Origin of the sequence: Micromonospora sp. A3M-1-15, assembly GCF_024213425.1 — a bacterium.
Taxonomy (GTDB): Bacteria; Actinomycetota; Actinomycetes; order Mycobacteriales; family Micromonosporaceae; genus Micromonospora; species Micromonospora chersina.
Genome location: NZ_JANAVK010000003.1, coordinates 911,368 through 926,682, shown reverse-complemented (window position 1 = coordinate 926,682; position 15,315 = coordinate 911,368). Strand labels below are relative to the sequence as shown.

The window sequence follows — 15,315 nt, the reverse complement described above, 5'->3', positions numbered from 1 at the left end:
GCAGGCTGGGCCGGCCCGCGCACCAGACTCCTGCCCCGGAGGCGCTCCCGTGACGACCCCTGACCCGGACCGCGGTGGGGTGGTGGTCGTCCGGGTGTGGTTCGAGGACCGGCCGGACGAGCTGGGCTTCCGCGCCCTGGTGACGAGCTGCGTCGACCTGGCCGGCGGCCGGCCGGAGAGCCGGGCGGTGACCTCGCCGGAGGCGGTCGTCGAAATGGTGCGCAGCCGACTGGTGGACATCCTCGCCGGTCACCAACCGCGGTGACGCCCACCGCCCGACCCAGGGAAGGCAGAATGACCGAGAAGATCAACTGGAGCCTCCAGGTCCGCGTGGCCCACGGGCCGCAGATCGCGGCCACCGGCGTCGTCGACGTCGAGGCGTACGACAAGGTCTCGGTCGAGATCGCGGCCGGGGAGAGCCAGCAGGTAGACCTGGTGCCCGCCGGCACCGAGCGGGTCGGCATGGTGCTGATCGTGCCGGCCACGCCCAGCGCCGACCTGTCGTACGAGATCGACGGCACGGCGATCGCGCTCGACGGCGCGCACGCCTTCCTCGGCGCCGGGGCGGCCCGGCTGCTCGGCGCGGACCCGGCGAGCCTGACCTTCACCAACGACACGGCCGAACCGGCCCGGCTGGACATCCTGGTCGGCCGGGACGTCACCCCGTGAGGGCCGCCGCGATGTGACGCCGGGGTGACGCAGCGCGTTCTACCCTGCCGGGGCAGGCCCGCGCCGCAGGGGAGGTCCCGGATGACCGCCGACTTCGTCGACGTCCTCGTCGCCGACCAGCCGGCCGGGGCCGGTCCGGTGCTGCGGCTGCTCGGTGACGTCCGGGTCAGCCACGGCACCCGCTGGTACGACGTGCCCGAGGGCAGCAAGCGGCTGCTCGTCTACGTCGCCCTGCACCGCCGCCGCCTCGACCGGGGCCACGCCGCCGCCACCCTCTGGCCGGACGCCCCGGACTCGCGGGCGGCCGGCAACCTGCGCTCGGCGCTGTGGCGGCTCAACCAGGCGCACGTCGGCCTGATCGGGGTGGACCGGCACCACCTGGCGTTCCGGCCCGGCGTGCTTGTCGACATCGACCTGGTCACCGCCTGGGCGGGCCGGCTGATCGCGGGCCGCCCGGCCGGCGCCGACCTGACCGCGCTGCCCACCGGCGGCATCCTGTTCGACCTGCTCCCCGGCTGGTACGACGACTGGGTGCTCACCGAACGGGAGCGCGTCCGCCAGCGAGTGCTGCACGGCATGGAGGCGATGAGCCGGCACCTCGTCACCACGGGCCGCTGCGCCGAGGCCGTCGAGGTGGCGCTGACCGCCGCCGGGGCGGAGCCGCTGCGGGAGAGCGCCCAGCGGGTGCTGCTCGAGGCGCACCTGGCCGAAGGGAACTGGGTGGAGGGCCGGCGCGGCCTGGACACCTACCGCCGGCTGCTGGCCCGCGAGCTGGACATGGAACCCGACCCGCGGCTGGCCGAACTGCTCGACGCCTACCCGCGCGCCCGGCCGGCGGCCACCGCCGACCGGCAGCGCGCCTCCTCGATCAACGCCATGAGCTGAGCCGAGGGCCGCACCCCCAACTGCTCGGCGAGCAGCCGGACCACCAGTTCGGCGTGGCGCAGCGCGTCGCTGACGTTCCCGTTCGCCAGCATCGCGGTGAGCACCAACCGGTGGCCGCTCTCCCGCAGCGCGTCCGCGGCCACGGCCTCCAGCGCCCAGCCCAGCCCGGCGGCCGGGTCACCGGCCCGGATCGCCGCCGCGGCGGCGTCCTCCAGGGCCCGCAGGGCCCGGTGCCGCAGCAGCTCCCGGTGCATGAGCACCCAGTCGTCGTACCAGCCGGGCAGCAGGTCGGGGCAGCCGGCGGCGGCGTGCCGGCGCAGGAACGCCGGGTCGACCGGGCCCCGGCCGCCGAGGGAGCGGCTGTCCACCGCCACCCCGGCGGCCAGCGCGAGCGCGCCGGTGGAGTCGCCGAGCAGCCCGGGCGCGGCCTTGCGCAGCCGCCACAGCGCCGTGCGCAGGTCCGCCGACGCCCGCTCCTCCGGCTTGCCGGCCCACATCGACCAGGCGGTGCGCGCCCGGTCCGAAGCGCCGCGCACCGCCAGGAAGGCCACCAGCCGCTGCGCGGTCGCGGGCAGGGCGACCGGATCGCCGTCCCGGTCGAGCGCGAAACCGCCGAGCAGCCGCAGCCGCCAGCCGACCCGTTGCGGGGGTACGGCTGCCGCTGCTGTTTCCGTTGTCATCCACACGTCGGCGCTCCGCTCTGCTCGGGGTGTGGGCGGAGGGTCACCTCTCGAATACCGCATGCGGTGGGTCCCCGGAAACTGGCCTGTCGGTGGCCGGACATCCCCTTCGTCCGCGCGGCCCGGCGACCGGTCCCGATCGACGGCGCGCACCGGCCGAACGGCTGCCCCGGCAGACGTGCGGGCCGGCACGAGGGCGGCCGGGCAAAGTCGTTGGCGAACGGCGTGGGGTCGCCTATGGTTGGCCGCATGTACCCGGCCGGGCTGCTGTCCGCGACCGCCGTCACCACGGCGGCGCCCGCTGCTGCCCACCGCCGGCGTCCCGCGACCGTGCCCGCCCGTCCGGCGGGCACCCGCTCCGTCGCGCCCATCCACGGCCTCCCGAGCCCGATCCCCACCGACCGTGGCCCACCCGGATCCCCGTTCATCCGCGTACGGCCACCCAGGGCGAAGCCAACCGGCTTCGGCCCTTTTTCTTTTTCCTGGAGGGGATCCACATGGGCACCGACCTGCACGACGCCCGGCTCACCCGGCTGCGCGCCACCCTGACCGAGGATTTCGCGGCGCAGACGGCCCGGCTGACCGAGCTCACCGCGGACACCGGCGACCCCGGCGAGGCGCACACCCGGTCGGCGCTGATCGCGGCCACCCGGCAGAGCCTCGGGCAGATCGGCGACGCGCTGCGCCGGATGGCCGACGGCGGCTACGGCCGCTGTCAGCGGTGCGCCGGGCCGATCCCGGTGGAGCGGCTGGAGGTGGTGCCGCACGCCACCTTCTGCGTGCCCTGCCAGCAGAAGCACCGCTGACGCGCCGGGCGCCGGGCCGTCACCGCGCGGCCCGGCGCTCCGGCAGCCGGCGCCCGAGCCAGTCCAGCAGGACCCGTTCGTAGTCCGGGCTGACGCCGGCCAGGTCGTCGCGCCCGTCCAGGGTGGGCGCGTGGTCGCAGCCGGTCAGCCGGGCCACGGTCAGCTCCGCGTCGCGTGCGGCGCGCCGCCACACCACCAGGCTCTTCTCGATCGGCGTCCAGCCGTCGGTCTCGCCGTAGCAGAGCAGCACCGGGCCGGACACCTTCGCGAAGACCGGCTCCGGGTCGAAGTCCATGTCGACCCAGCTGCCCGGAGTCACGGGCAGCTCGCGGGGCAGGTGTACCAGCGGGAACCAGGGTCGCCGCACAGCGACGTCCAGCTCCGCCTGGGCGGTCGCCCGGGGCACGTCGCCGCGCAGGAATCCCTCCGCGACACCACGCAGCCGGTCCAGCTCGGCGAGGTCGGCCTCGCCGTACCCGTGCCGGCGCAACTGCTCGGCGGTGCCGTAGCGCATCTGCGCGGCGGGGCTGACCCCACTGCACCCGACCAGCACGAGGAAGTCGACCGGGTGCCGGGTGGCGGTGACCGTCGCAGCCCAGGCGCCCTGGCTGAACCCCCACAGTCCGACCGGAACGTCCCCGACCTGCCCGCGCAGCAGGTCCAGGGCCGCTGCCGCGTCGTCGGCCTGCGCGGTCAGTGGCACGTCGTGACCGTCCACCCGGGGACGCCTGTCGTACCGCAGCACCGCGATCCCGGCCGGCGGCAGCAGCCGGGCCAGGTGCTCGTACAGGAAGTACGACCGCCGGTCGGCGTGCGAGCCGTGCAGCACCACCACGCCGCCGCGGGCCGGCCCGGCCGGTAGGTCCAGGGTGGCGGCCAGGTCGAGCTCACCGACGCGCAGCTCCATGCCGGCAGTCAACCACGCCGCACATGGTCCCGGTCGCCCCGCCGTGGTCCCGCAGCCCGCCGCCGGGCCGTCGTTCCCCGGTGCGTCGGTCTGCGTACGCTGGCGCAGTGGACCGTCGCGACCGTGGAGACCGCCGATGACCAGCCCGCGCACGATCCGGACCGCCCGTCCCGCCGACGTGGCCGCCCTCGTCGACCTGGTCGAGTCGGCGTACCGGGGGGAGCGGAGCCGGGCCGGCTGGACCACCGAGGCCGACCTGCTCGCCGGGCAGCGCACCGACCCGGACATGGTGGCCGAGGCGGTGAGCAGCCCGGGCGGGACGGTGCTGGTCGTCGAGGACGGCGCGGGGATCGTCGCCTGCTGCCAGCTGGAGCGCCGTGACGACCACGTCTACTTCGGGATGTTCGCGGTCGATCCGGGGCGGCAGGGCGGCGGGCTGGGCCGGGACCTGCTGGCCGAGGCCGAGCGGTACGCGCGGGACGAGTGGCACACCGGCGAGATGCGGATGACCGTGATCACGCAGCGGGAGGACCTGATTGCCTGGTACGAGCGGCGCGGCTACGTCCGCACCGGCGAGCTGAGCCCGTTCCCGTACGGCGACGAGCGGTTCGGCCGGCCGCTGCGACCGGATCTGGCGTTCGAGACCCTGAGCAAGAAGCTGGGTTGACCCACCGGAGCCCCGGGGATCAGCCGCGGGGCGGTGCGTCGGCCAGTTCGGCGATCACCTCGGCATGGCAGCGTTCCGGCACGCACCAGCAGCCGAGCCGGCGCCCGCGCAGGTCGGGCAGCAGCGCGAGCAGGTCGGGCCGGCCGAGCAGGTACGCCCGGTACTTCTCGATCACCTCCTCGCGGGTGCCGTCCGGACCGGGCCGGTACGGGCTGGACAGCGGCGACTGCGGCAGCCGCCAGCCGCCGCGCGACATGGCCCGCCCGACGTAGACCACATCGGCGTACGCCGGGTCGTCCCGGTGTCCCTTGAGGTTGACGACGGTGGTGGCGCCCATGGCCCTCAGCTGCTTCCTACTTGTTGCTCATGTTTGAGCGGTCGGGATACTTCGCTCTCCGCCCGGCGGTGGCTGGGCTGGAGTCCTGGACCGGCAGTCTGGTCCGGTGGCGATCGGTCCGGTCCTGCAGGATCTGCTTCACCTTGTGGTGTGGGGTGTGCAGGGCGATGTCGGGGTCGCCGGCTCGGTGCAGGATGTTGATCGCGGCGTTCACGTCGGCCTGCCACACCACCCTGCACGAGGTGCAGTGAAATCGGTCCCCGCTGCGCCGGCCGAACCGTCCGCAGCGGTGACAGGTTTGTGAGGTGTAGGCGGCGTTGACGTGGACGAGCGCAGAACCTCTGCGCTCCGACACGTTCTTGAGGGCCTCGGCGGTGACTCCTTTGGTCCACGCGACGAGACGCCGGCTGATGTTCTTGCCCAGCGGCTTGCGGCCGGTGAAGCGTTTGGTGAGATCCTCGGCGACCACGGTGCCGGCCTTGTCCACGACCTCGTGCACCGCGGTGAAGATCTCCGTGCGCACCCGCGCTCGGTGCCGGTTGGCCTGCCGATCCCGCTTGATCGTGCCGAGATTGTTGACCTTGATCCGGTGCGCTTTCGCGTCGTCCCCACGCAGGACCGCGGTGTTGGCGATTGAGCGTAGCTTCGCCCGACGGCGGTTGCGTTCCTTCAACCGGTCCGACTCGCGGGTGAGCAGGTCGCCGAGCTGTTCACCGCGGGGCTGGCCGTCGGAGTCGGTGAGGGCCTCGGTGTAGCCCTTGTCCACGCCGATCGTCGCCTCGCCGCATGGTCGCTGTGATGAGCGCATCTGCGCCGCGTCGATCTGGTAGTGGACCTCGACTCGGCCGCCGCGCAGGATCAGCCGCAACGTGCCCGCCGGGGCCACCGTCGTCGTCAGCGGAATCTTGACCATACGGCGGCGTTGCAGGCCCGGGACGGCCAGCCACAACCGGTCCCGCCCATCGACGGCGGTGTTGTACTGGTCGGCGCGCACCACGATCTGATCGTGCGTGCGGTTGTGGCCACGCTTCCAGTGCTTGCGCATCTGCCGGGCCAGGAACGGATCGTCAGCCCAATCGTCAGCCTTCAACGCCGTGAACATTCGTTTGCGCTCGGCCGGATCGTTGGTGCGTCGGCTGATCGCCCGCCGGACGTCGACCTTGGCCGCCTCCAGGTTCGCGGCGATGTCGGCCATCGCGTCGCGGACGGTTTCCTTCCACGCATTCGCCAACACGGCGAACTGTACATGCGTGCCGTCAGGCAGCCACCGGTCGCGCACCTGCCGGTCCCGCAGCCCGGCCCCGACACCGTTGATCGAGCCATACCGCTGCCACACCTCGCTGCGCACCCGCCCCAACCGACGGGCCTGCTCCACCAAGGCGGCGTACTTTCCTTGGTTCATCGGGGCCGAGTAGGCGGTCCGGGTGACCTTCACCGGTCATCCCCCACGGTTAGGTCCGCCCTTTTCAACTCCTTCTCGTAGCGGCGCAAACCGTGCAGCCGGCACGAGAAGGTGTCCACGACGGCCAGGAGGTCCTCCACCAGCTCCTGCTGCGGGGACAGGGACTCCTGGTTGGCCACGACGATCTCGCAGCCGCCACGCGCCGCCAGATGCTCCAGCAAGTCGAACCCGAACCGGGCCAACCGGTCCTGGTGCGCCACCACCAGCGTGGCGACCTCACCCCGGTCGACGGCGTCCATCAACGCCAGGAACTTCTTACGGCGAAGGTCCATCCCGCCGCCGACCTCGCTGATCCACTCGTCCACGGCCAGACCACGAGCGAGGCAGAACTGTTGCATCGCCGCCACCTGCGCGGCCAAGTCGACTTTCTGTTCAGGGGACGAGACGCGGCAGTACACCACAACCTTCCGCCGGCCGGCGTCGAAGCCCGGCTGCAGCACCCGGCGCACATCCGAATCGTCGAAGTACCGCTGCCCGGACGGCAGACGACGGGCAGTGATCCGGCCCTCCGCCTCCCACCGGCGCACCGTACTCACCGAGCGGCCCACCCGCTTAGCGAACTCACCGATCCGATACACGCTACCCACAGCAGCCGATTGTGGACAGTTCTAGAAAGGAAAGCAACCACTGGTCGCTGCTCCTCGCGCTCGCGCCCATGACGTCAGTCTGACGGTCGGCCGCCGGGCGCGGGCGCGGGGCCGGTGGAGTCGCGGACGATGAGCGTGTGGCCGGTGGAGCGGCGTCGCGGCCGGGTCGATCTGGGCTTCAGCGCGAGGGTCAGCGCCATCCGCCCCATCTCGGTCATCGGCAGCCGCACGGTGGTCAGGCTCGGCGCCAGGTCGGCGGCGACGGACACGTCGTCGAAGCCGACCACCGACACGCGCTCCGGCACGGGGATGCGACGGGACCGCAGGACGGACAGCACGCCGATCGCCATCGCGTCGTTGAGCGCGATGATCGCCGTGGTCTCCGGGTGGTAGTGCAGGATGCGCTCGGTGGCCACCCGGCCGCCGTCGCGGGTGAAGTCGGAGTGGACGACGGCCAGGTCGTCGGGGGAGTGGCCGTGCGCGGCGAGCGCGGCGGTCACCCCGGCGAGCCGGTCGGCCACCGTGGTCAGGCCCGGCGTGCCGGCGGCGACGGCGATCCGCCGGTGGCCGAGGGCGAGCAGGTGGGCGCCGATGGCCCGGCCGCCGGCCTCGTTGTCCGGCACCACCGCGTCGACGCCCAGGGCGTGCCGCCCGATGACGGCGACCCGGCCACCGGCCCGCTGGAAGCCGGCGAGTTCGGCGCGCGCCTCCGCCTCCACCCGGGGGTCGTCGTAGCCGGACCCGGCGATCAGGATGATCCCGACCTGCTGGGCGATGAGGTGTTGCAACTGGCGCAGCTCGTTCTCCGGGTCGCGTCCGGAGTGGGCGATCTGGACCAGCAGGCCCTCCTCGGCGGCGACCTGGAGCACGCCGCTGGCGATCTCGGAGAAGTACGGGTCGTCGATCTGGTGGACGATCAGACCGACGGTGGAGCTGGCGCCGCCGGCGAGGGTGCGGGCGTACGGGTTGGCCACGTACCCGAGTTCCCGGGAGACCTGCCGGACGTGCCGGGCCACCTCCTCGCTGACGCCCTCCCGGCCGGCGAGGGCGCGGGAGGCGGTCGCCAGCGAGACGCCGGCGCGTTCCGCCACGTCGACGAGACGCAACCGTGGTCCGGGTCGGGGCATGGGCAACTCCTGGGAGGCATTGATCCGCGCCGCGCTCTTGCCTGTGGCGTAGGGCACAGCTTAGGGTACGAAAGCGCTTACGTAAGCGCTTTCGTACGAACGGCAACGCCGCCGTCCGACCCGCCGCCCGGCGAGCCTCACCTCGGCCGTGCGGCGCTCGGACGGACCTCCGTCCTGTCCCGACGTGCCTCCGAACCCACCTCCGGGCACCGCACCACGCCCGGTACGTAAGCGCTTTCGTCACCGCCACCACCGCACCGACGAAGGGAGCACCTCCCCATGAGAAGACCTCGACGCGCCGCCGTCGCCGCCACCGCCCTGCTGGCGCTGGCGCTGACCGCGGCCGCGAGCCCGGCCCAGGCCGACCGACCCGGACCACACGACGTCCACCCCGCCCTCTGGTCACACCTGGTCGCCTTCTACGACTTCGACCACCCCGTGGTCGGCGACCCCGCGCTCGAACGGGACCTGGGCCGCTCCGGCACCGAGATCGAGCTGGTCAACGGCGCCGAGGCCATGCGGGTGCCCGACCAGGCGTACAAGGGCAGCGGCGACGCGCTCCAGACCCGGCAGGTCAACCCGCAGGCCGCCGGCAACGACGACTGGAAGGCCGGCACCTGGTCCTCCAGCGGCGTACGCACGCTGCGCGCGTTCAGCGGCGCCGAGGGCACGACGGTGATGGGCTGGTTCAAGCGCGACATGGACGGCCCCGCGCTGAACTCCACCACCGCCAATCCCACCGACCGCTTCAACGCCATCGGGCTGGCCGGCGTGCTGACCGGCGACTCCGACGGGCACGGCGTGCGCGCCCTGTTGGAACTCATCGACGTCAGCGGCCAGCTGCGCCTGGTCGCCCTCGGCCGCCGGGTCGACGGCGGGGCCTCGCAGACCTTCGCCGCGAACGAGGACTGGCGGACCCTGCTGCCGAAGGGGGAGTGGGTGCACCTGGCCGCCACCTACGACTTCACCACCGGCACCATGGCGCTCTACCGCAACGGCGAGCCGGTCGACGGCTTCTACACCACCGCGGGCGACCCGTGGCAGCTCAACGGGCCCGGCCCGCACGTCACCAGCGCCACCGACCCGCGCGGCATCAAGATCGGCGGGAGCTTCCCGCAGAACACCCTGGAACGCAACCCGTGCGACTGCCGCATGGACGGCCTCATGTTCCTCGACAGCGTGATCCCGGCCGGCGACATCGCCAAGCAGTACCGCTACATGGCCCGCTGACCGTTCCTCGGACCGTCCCACCGAGAAGGAGAACCCGCGTGTCCATTCGCGCTGGCAGCACCGGCAGGCTCCGCAGAGCCGTCCTCACCGCCGGGGTCACTGCCGCCACCCTCGTCCTGTCCACCCTGGTCGCCGCGCCCGCCCGGGCCGACGGCGCCGTCTACGACCCGATCCCCGAATCGCCTATCCAGTCGCGGCTGGGGCTGGTGCTCGAGGAGTACGCGAGCTTCCCGCAGTCCACGCCGAACCCGGCCCCGGTCGACCAGCGCCTGGTCCGCAAGGCCCGGATCAACACCATCAGCGAGCTGCCCGACGGCTCCGGCCGCCGGGCCGTGCCGGACCTCAACGGCAACCTCTACCTCGTGGAGAACGGCACGCCGCACGTCTACCTGGACGTGGCGGCCACCTTCGCGCCGCAGTTCTTCTCCGGCCGCGGCCTCGGCCAGGGCTTCGGGTACGTCGCCTTCCACCCGGACTTCGGGCGCAACGGCCGCTTCTACACCATTCACACCGAGCAGGCGTCGCTGGCCACCCGGACGCCCGACTATGCCCAGCCGAACACCATCTACCAGGCCGTGATCACCGAGTGGACGGCCACCGACCCGGCCGCGGGCACCTTCGCGGGCAGCCACCGGGAGGTGCTGCGGATCGGCTTCGGCGGCCAGATCCACGGCGTACAGGAGATCAACTTCAACCCGACCGCGAAGCCGCACGACAGCGACTACGGGATGCTCTACCTCGCCGTCGGCGACGGCGGCCAGGGCTACCGCAACGGCGACCCGCAGAACATGGGCATGCCGCACGGCAAGCTGCTGCGCATCGACCCGCGCGGCACCGACGCGCCCAACGGCCGGTACGGGATCCCGGCCGACAACCCGTTCGTCGGGCGGGCCGGCGCGCTCGGTGAGATCTACGCGGTCGGTTTCCGCGACCCGCACCGGTTCAGCTGGGACCGGGCCACCGGCCGGATGTACCTGGGCCACATCGGCGAGCACGCTGTCGAGTCGATCTACGAGGTGCGGGCCGGGGACAACTTCGGCTGGAGCGAGCGCGAGGGCAACTGGGTCTTCGACAAGACCGCCACCAACCCGTGCGACAAGCTCTACCCGCTGCCGGCCGACGACGCGAAGTACGGCTACACCTACCCGGTGGCCGCGTACGACCACGACCCGGCGGCCGGCTGGAACTGCACCTCCGACGTCGGCGTCGCCGTGGCCGGCGGGTTCGTCTACCGCGGACACACGGTGCCCGCCCTGATCGGCAAGTACGTCTTCGGTGACCTGGTCGACGGCCGGATCCTCTACACCGAGGCGAACGAGATGCGCCGCGGCGAGGGGCTCGCCCCGATCCATCGGCTCGCCCTGTACACCAGCGCCGGCGACCTGGTACGCATGCAGGACCTGTCCAGCCCGGGCGCGCCCGGCGACCCGAACCGGGTCGACCTGCGCTTCGGCACCGACGCCGCCGGTGAGCTCTACATCCTCGCCAAGGCCAACGGGAAGGTCTGGAAGGTGGTCGGCACGAAGACGGTGGCGGAGGGCGACGTGGGCAGGACCAAGGTGGTCCACACCGGGGGCGCGGAGAACTGGACGCCGGTCACCCCGTCGAAGTGGCAGTTCGACGGCGACGAGGTCATCCTCGCCGAGGCCGGCGTGAGCCGCCCCGGGCCGCGCCGGCCCTTCGAGTACGCCATCCTCAACAAGGGCCCGGCCTTCTCGTCGGTCCAGATCGACGCCCGGGTACGCCTCGACACGCCCGTGGAGGTCACCAACCGGGACGTCATCATCGTGTTCGGCTGGCAGTCGGACACGCAGTACTACTACGCGCACCTGTCGACCGACAACACGATCTACCCGCACAACGGCATCTTCAAGGTCAACAACGCCGACCGGGAACGGATCGACCACCAGTGGAACGGCCGCTCGCGCGGCGCCAACCCGGCGATCACCGACGCCGACTGGCACAAGGTGCGGGTCGTGCACCTGCCCGCCACCGGCGAGATCGCCGTCTACGTCGACGGGCACCGGGATCCGCTGCTGACCGCGAAGGACACCACCTTCACCTCCGGTCGGGTCGGCTTCGGCTCGTTCGACAACATCGGCCGTACCCGTCTCTTCACCGTGACGGGCTCCCCGGCCTGATTCGAGGAGTGGAGGGGACGGCGGCCGGTGCCGCCGTCCCCTCCGGCGCTTCGGCGGCTCGGCGGCCGAGGCGGCCGAGGTGACCGCGGTGGCGGGCCGGAGCCCTCCGCCGCGGTCAGAATGTGGCGATCGGGTTGACCGGGCTGCCGGAGGTACCGGCGAAGCGGACCGGCGCGACGGTGAGGTGGAAGTCCCACTGGCCGAGCTCGGCAGCGGCCGTCGCGCACACCTCCAGGTCGCAGTTGTCGAGCATCCACAGACCCATCGCGACGAGGCTCACGGCGTGGACCGGCATCAACACGTTGTCGTACCCCGACGGCTGAACGTCCTGCGGCGTGTCGGCGCCGATCAGCGCGACCTCCCGTTCATGCAGCCACGGCAGGCAGGCCGCGTGCCAGCCGGCCTGCGTGAAACCGCTGGCCTCACCGGTCTCGTGCCGGAAGCGGCCGTAGCCGGTGCGCAGGAGTACCGCATCGCCAGGTCGCACCCGCACACCCTGGCGACGCTCGGCCTCCTCGAGATCGTCGGGAAACACACCCTGCCCCGGTTCCAACCACGGCACGTCGCGGACCCTCGCGATGTCCAGCAGAACACCTCGCGTGACGATCCCGTTCGCCGCCGCCGTGACGGCGGCCCAGGCCGATCCCGTTGCGGCGTCGACCGACGAGTGCGACCGCCCGTTGTACATCGTGCCGTCCCAGTAGATGTGGCACGGCGAGTCGATGTGGGTGATGGTGTTGCCGTGGAACGTGATGCCGAGCCGCTCGGACGAGAAGCCCCAGCGCCGGTCGGCGTGGAAGGCGGACACCGGCATGTTCTCGGCACCCGGCATGTCGGCGGCGCACGGGCACGTCGTCGTCGACCGCTCCATGTCCGCCGGTACGGCAACCTCCCACGCGCACGACACGCTCCTGCCGTGGCGCACTGCCCGCGCCGCCGCCAGCCGGACGTCGTCGGTGATGTGGTTCAGAGTCCCGAGCTCGTCGTCGTCGCCCCACCGTCCCCAGTTCGACAGCGTGCGGAAGTACCCGAGCACGTCGTCCTGTGTGGGCATCGGTCGCTCTGCCGCCATCCCCATCGACTCCTCCCGTCACGCAGTTCGAGGCGCCGCGGGTGAGGTGTCACGCGCTCTCTGACCTGCCAAGGGCCGCTGAACTGGCAGGACACTACATCAGCGAGCCAGCAGTCGGCCGGGTCAGAAGGTCGGGTAGGGCCGCGACCAGTGATGAGAGGTGGGAACAACTGCGGGTATCGCCGGCAAGTCGTTGTATGAGCTCACATTGCCTGGGCGGCCGTACTTGCCGTCGTCCGGTGTGGCGTCGTGCTGGCTGCGACGGTGAACGGGTGGCGCAATCGATGCATCGCCACCTCGCCGCAGTCGGATGCACGAGGCTCGGGCTTCTCTTCCTCCGCGGTGGACGGCGAAAGAAACTGTGCCATGGAACCGCAGGCCGGAGCAGGGGTCGGGCCGCGGAAGCTCGGAGCGCCGGCAACCGGGTGCCGGTCGGGGCTGAACCCGCCGGGGACCGTCGCCGGGTGGGCGTCTGGTGTGCGCGGTGACGTGGTGATCACGGTCATGCTGTGCCTTCCTCGAACGGCGCGTCGCAGAGAAGGCACGGGCCGTAGGCCACGGGACATCGCAAAACGAACCTGAACAATGACGATGGATGAAATGCCGAACGACGGCCTGCTGAACCAGTCAGGCCGCCGTTCGGCAAAATATGGATCAGAGCGGGCGGATATCCGACGCCTGCGGGCCCTTCGGGCCCTGGGTGATGTCGAACTCCACCCGCTGGTTCTCCTCGAGGCTGCGGAAGCCGCTCGCGGAGATCGCCGAGAAATGGGCGAAGACGTCGGCGCCGCCGCCGTCCTGGCTGATGAAGCCGAAGCCCTTGTCGCCGTTGAACCACTTCACGGTACCGGTAGCCATGTCTGCTCCCTTGCAGGCTGTGGAAGACCGCATTGTGCGGACTCGCGCGCTGCCGCGTTGATCAGCCGCGCCGGAAACGACATGAAACGAAAAAAGCGCCTGGATGGGTTTTGGTTGACCCATCAGGCGCCGAAACGTCTACGGAAATCAAAACTGCAACCGGGCAACCGTAACACAGAATCCGTCGATCGACGTCACCCATGCGCGCGGCCCGTCACAGCACGGCACCGCGAGGCGCAACTTCGATCGCCGCGACGCCTCGGCCGTAGAGCACGACGAGCCGATCACCGTGTTTGGTCCGCAGCACCCCCGAATCCTGCGCCAGTGTCGAGATCACGTGTTCCACAAGCTCGTCCTCGTCGGAGACGCCCGGTTCGTCGTACGTGAGGTCCATGCGGTCGCCGCCGATGAGCCGGACGCGTAGCACCGTAGCTGCCATGTCGTAGAAGCTAGTTCATCGCTGGAGTCAGCTCCCTGAGCTGGCAGCGGCACCGCTGCGTGTCGTGCGCGTAGAGTGGGCGGTGGATCAGTTCGTCAACATCGTTTGGCGGGCCAGCGCCTACCGCGCGTGCTGCCCAGGTCTCGGCAGTGTCCCCAGGACAACGTCGAGGTTGAGGGCCGCGCGTCGGCAGACCATCCGATCGCCACGCCACAACCACGCGTTGGCGTCCCGTCAGCGATCAGGCCCGGGTCGTCGGACGCTACCTTGCGGCAACATCAGCCGATCTCGCCCGGCGCGCTAAAGACGAGGCCGTTGCGGCGCGGCTGCGGCAGGTGAGCGCCAATCTGGCTGGCCTGACCGAGCAGCACTGACACCACAGGAGAAGGACATGACTTTCGTGTTAGCCCCGCCCACGGTCCCTCCGTCACCATTGCGCGAGCCCACCAAGACCCTCCGCGAAAAAGGGGCGGACAGTTTTCACGCCGCGCTCGCCGCGGTCCTGGCCGCTGGGCTGGAGAGGGCTCTTGAAGCGGGTGACCACCCGAGAGCGATCAACTTCATCAACCGCGGCTTCGCCGAAGGAAGTCCCCAGCTGGGCTGCGACCTCCTCTGCCGGGCAATTGCGGTCGTCGGGACAGCCCGGACCTGGACGGTGCAGCTCGCGCCCCTGCGTCACCGTAGCTCCCTGGATTGACGTAGCCGGACAATGTGGGGGCGGCGCGGAGCATGCCGCCGCCCCCGTTCACCGCACTCCACGGAAGCCGGCGCCCGCGGAAGCCCGCCCTCGTCCAGGATGTGGTGCATGGGGTTCTTCTGTTACCACCGCGACCGGCGCGGCTCCCTGGCACTGCGCAGGGAGTTGCTGGAGGCGCACTGGTCATACATGGACCGGTACGCAGCCGAGATGATCGCCCGCGGCCCGACCTTCGCCGCCGACGGCAGGACCCCCACCGGCAGCGTGCACATCCTCGACCTGCCCGACCCCGCCGCCGCCCGGGCGTTCGCCTTCGACGAGCCCAACTACCAGGCCGGCGCGTACCGGGACGTGCTCCTGCGTCGGTGGCGCAACACGCTGGGGCGCACCATGTGGGACTTCCCCGGGGGCCGGACCGGCGGCAACCGCTACCTGGTGCTCGGCCTCGGCGCGGGCCAGGCCGCCGACCTCGACGTGCCGCCCGGCCGGCCCGACCTGATCGCGTACGGGCCGCTGCTCTCCGACGACGGCGCCACGTGGTTGGGCACCGCGGCGCTGGTGCGGGCTGCGGACCCGGACGAGGCACGCGCCGTCCTGATCCCGGACCGGTACGCCGAGATCGAGGTGCACGACTGGGCGTTCGGCGGGCGGCCGTCCTGAGGGCGATGGCGCAACGGCACCGTGCCCATGGCGCGCGGCAGTCCTCCCGTCTGAAACCTTGACGAGGTTCTATAAAGTATTGCGAGGATGT

The 15,315-nt window shown here is 71.7% G+C and carries 18 protein-coding genes; 8 read left to right on the top strand and 10 right to left on the bottom strand.

Annotation, left to right across the window (positions count from 1 at the left end; genetic code table 11):
- Positions 1–49: 49 nt before the first annotated feature.
- From NLX85_RS19515 to NLX85_RS19505, 3 genes are all read left to right on the top strand, one after another.
- On the top strand, positions 50–265 hold the full coding sequence (locus tag NLX85_RS19515) for a hypothetical protein (protein WP_254337124.1): 216 nt from the start codon (positions 50–52) through the stop codon (positions 263–265).
- Between the two features lie 29 nt (positions 266–294).
- The gene (locus tag NLX85_RS19510) at positions 295–669 is read left to right on the top strand and encodes a hypothetical protein (RefSeq protein WP_091308430.1); all 375 of its coding nucleotides are present in this window, start codon (positions 295–297) and stop codon (positions 667–669) included.
- 81 nt (positions 670–750) lie between these two features.
- On the top strand, positions 751–1,554 hold the full coding sequence (locus NLX85_RS19505; protein ID WP_254337122.1) for a BTAD domain-containing putative transcriptional regulator: 804 nt from the start codon (positions 751–753) through the stop codon (positions 1,552–1,554).
- Here NLX85_RS19505 and NLX85_RS19500 read toward each other — a convergent pair.
- Positions 1,485–2,234, bottom strand: a complete 750-nt coding sequence (locus NLX85_RS19500; protein WP_254337508.1) for a BTAD domain-containing putative transcriptional regulator — start codon at positions 2,232–2,234, stop codon at positions 1,485–1,487. The genes NLX85_RS19505 and NLX85_RS19500 overlap by 70 nt on opposite strands.
- A gap of 497 nt (positions 2,235–2,731) precedes the next feature.
- Here NLX85_RS19500 and NLX85_RS19495 point away from each other — a divergent pair, with 497 nt between their 5' ends.
- A complete protein-coding gene (locus NLX85_RS19495) occupies positions 2,732–3,040 on the top strand; it encodes a TraR/DksA C4-type zinc finger protein (RefSeq protein ID WP_254337120.1) in 309 nt (102 codons plus the stop codon).
- A gap of 19 nt (positions 3,041–3,059) precedes the next feature.
- Here NLX85_RS19495 and NLX85_RS19490 read toward each other — a convergent pair whose 3' ends face one another.
- On the bottom strand, positions 3,060–3,947 hold the full coding sequence (locus NLX85_RS19490; RefSeq protein WP_254337118.1) for a S9 family peptidase: 888 nt from the start codon (positions 3,945–3,947) through the stop codon (positions 3,060–3,062).
- 136 nt (positions 3,948–4,083) lie between these two features.
- On the opposite strand from NLX85_RS19490, the gene NLX85_RS19485 reads away from it, so the two are divergent.
- Positions 4,084–4,614, top strand: a complete 531-nt coding sequence (locus NLX85_RS19485) for a GNAT family N-acetyltransferase (protein WP_254337116.1) — start codon at positions 4,084–4,086, stop codon at positions 4,612–4,614.
- Between the two features lie 19 nt (positions 4,615–4,633).
- On the opposite strand, the gene NLX85_RS19480 is transcribed toward NLX85_RS19485, so the two are convergent.
- The 4 genes from NLX85_RS19480 to NLX85_RS19465 all read right to left on the bottom strand — a co-directional run bounded on the left by NLX85_RS19480 (position 4,634) and on the right by NLX85_RS19465 (position 8,127).
- The gene (locus NLX85_RS19480) at positions 4,634–4,951 is read right to left on the bottom strand and encodes a DUF4326 domain-containing protein (protein WP_254337114.1); all 318 of its coding nucleotides are present in this window, start codon (positions 4,949–4,951) and stop codon (positions 4,634–4,636) included.
- Between the two features lie 16 nt (positions 4,952–4,967).
- Positions 4,968–6,386 carry a transposase gene (locus NLX85_RS19475; RefSeq protein WP_254337112.1) on the bottom strand — a complete coding sequence of 473 codons (1,419 nt, stop codon included), beginning with the start codon at positions 6,384–6,386 and terminating at the stop codon, positions 4,968–4,970.
- Positions 6,383–6,991, bottom strand: coding sequence for an IS607 family transposase (locus NLX85_RS19470; RefSeq protein WP_374628111.1), 609 nt, complete (start codon positions 6,989–6,991; stop codon positions 6,383–6,385). The genes NLX85_RS19475 and NLX85_RS19470 overlap by 4 nt, the downstream gene beginning before the upstream one ends.
- 83 nt (positions 6,992–7,074) lie before the next feature.
- Entirely contained in the window at positions 7,075–8,127 is a 1,053-nt protein-coding gene (locus tag NLX85_RS19465; RefSeq protein WP_254337108.1) for a LacI family DNA-binding transcriptional regulator, read from the bottom strand.
- Between the two features lie 279 nt (positions 8,128–8,406).
- Here NLX85_RS19465 and NLX85_RS19460 point away from each other — a divergent pair, with 279 nt between their 5' ends.
- Both NLX85_RS19460 and NLX85_RS19455 read left to right on the top strand, forming a co-directional pair.
- On the top strand, positions 8,407–9,357 hold the full coding sequence (locus NLX85_RS19460; RefSeq protein ID WP_254337106.1) for a LamG domain-containing protein: 951 nt from the start codon (positions 8,407–8,409) through the stop codon (positions 9,355–9,357).
- A 38-nt stretch (positions 9,358–9,395) separates the two neighbouring features.
- Positions 9,396–11,498: a sorbosone dehydrogenase family protein gene (locus NLX85_RS19455; protein WP_254337104.1), complete on the top strand. Its 2,103-nt coding sequence runs from the start codon at positions 9,396–9,398 to the stop codon at positions 11,496–11,498.
- Positions 11,499–11,613: 115 nt separating this feature from the next.
- Here the strand turns inward: NLX85_RS19455 and NLX85_RS19450 are convergent, their stop codons facing one another.
- From NLX85_RS19450 to NLX85_RS19435, 4 genes are all read right to left on the bottom strand, one after another.
- Positions 11,614–12,552: a cyclase family protein gene (locus NLX85_RS19450; protein ID WP_254337102.1), complete on the bottom strand. Its 939-nt coding sequence runs from the start codon at positions 12,550–12,552 to the stop codon at positions 11,614–11,616.
- 221 nt (positions 12,553–12,773) lie between these two features.
- On the bottom strand, positions 12,774–13,076 hold the full coding sequence (locus NLX85_RS19445) for a hypothetical protein (protein ID WP_254337100.1): 303 nt from the start codon (positions 13,074–13,076) through the stop codon (positions 12,774–12,776).
- Positions 13,077–13,224: 148 nt separating this feature from the next.
- The gene (locus NLX85_RS19440; protein ID WP_212836447.1) at positions 13,225–13,428 is read right to left on the bottom strand and encodes a cold-shock protein; all 204 of its coding nucleotides are present in this window, start codon (positions 13,426–13,428) and stop codon (positions 13,225–13,227) included.
- 214 nt (positions 13,429–13,642) lie between these two features.
- The gene (locus NLX85_RS19435; RefSeq protein ID WP_254337099.1) at positions 13,643–13,867 is read right to left on the bottom strand and encodes a hypothetical protein; all 225 of its coding nucleotides are present in this window, start codon (positions 13,865–13,867) and stop codon (positions 13,643–13,645) included.
- Positions 13,868–14,672: 805 nt separating this feature from the next.
- Here NLX85_RS19435 and NLX85_RS19430 point away from each other — a divergent pair.
- Positions 14,673–15,224, top strand: coding sequence for a YciI family protein (locus tag NLX85_RS19430; protein ID WP_254337098.1), 552 nt, complete (start codon positions 14,673–14,675; stop codon positions 15,222–15,224).
- The last annotated feature ends 91 nt before the right edge of the window (positions 15,225–15,315 follow it).

Excerpts from the sequence above, each read along its gene's own strand:
- NLX85_RS19510 (WP_091308430.1), top strand. The coding sequence starts at position 295 with ATGACCGAGAAGATCAACTGGAGCCTCCAGGTCCGCGTGGCCCACGGG.
- NLX85_RS19505 (WP_254337122.1), top strand. The coding sequence starts at position 751 with ATGACCGCCGACTTCGTCGACGTCCTCGTCGCCGACCAGCCGGCCGGG.
- NLX85_RS19500 (WP_254337508.1), bottom strand. The coding sequence starts at position 2,234 with ATGACAACGGAAACAGCAGCGGCAGCCGTACCCCCGCAACGGGTCGGC.
- NLX85_RS19495 (WP_254337120.1), top strand. The coding sequence starts at position 2,732 with ATGGGCACCGACCTGCACGACGCCCGGCTCACCCGGCTGCGCGCCACC.
- NLX85_RS19490 (WP_254337118.1), bottom strand. The coding sequence starts at position 3,947 with ATGGAGCTGCGCGTCGGTGAGCTCGACCTGGCCGCCACCCTGGACCTA.
- NLX85_RS19485 (WP_254337116.1), top strand. The coding sequence starts at position 4,084 with ATGACCAGCCCGCGCACGATCCGGACCGCCCGTCCCGCCGACGTGGCC.
- NLX85_RS19480 (WP_254337114.1), bottom strand. The coding sequence starts at position 4,951 with ATGGGCGCCACCACCGTCGTCAACCTCAAGGGACACCGGGACGACCCG.
- NLX85_RS19465 (WP_254337108.1), bottom strand. The coding sequence starts at position 8,127 with ATGCCCCGACCCGGACCACGGTTGCGTCTCGTCGACGTGGCGGAACGC.
- NLX85_RS19460 (WP_254337106.1), top strand. The coding sequence starts at position 8,407 with ATGAGAAGACCTCGACGCGCCGCCGTCGCCGCCACCGCCCTGCTGGCG.
- NLX85_RS19450 (WP_254337102.1), bottom strand. The coding sequence starts at position 12,552 with ATGCCCACACAGGACGACGTGCTCGGGTACTTCCGCACGCTGTCGAAC.
- NLX85_RS19445 (WP_254337100.1), bottom strand. The coding sequence starts at position 13,076 with ATGACCGTGATCACCACGTCACCGCGCACACCAGACGCCCACCCGGCG.
- NLX85_RS19440 (WP_212836447.1), bottom strand. The coding sequence starts at position 13,428 with ATGGCTACCGGTACCGTGAAGTGGTTCAACGGCGACAAGGGCTTCGGC.
- NLX85_RS19435 (WP_254337099.1), bottom strand. The coding sequence starts at position 13,867 with ATGGCAGCTACGGTGCTACGCGTCCGGCTCATCGGCGGCGACCGCATG.
- NLX85_RS19430 (WP_254337098.1), top strand. The coding sequence starts at position 14,673 with ATGGGGTTCTTCTGTTACCACCGCGACCGGCGCGGCTCCCTGGCACTG.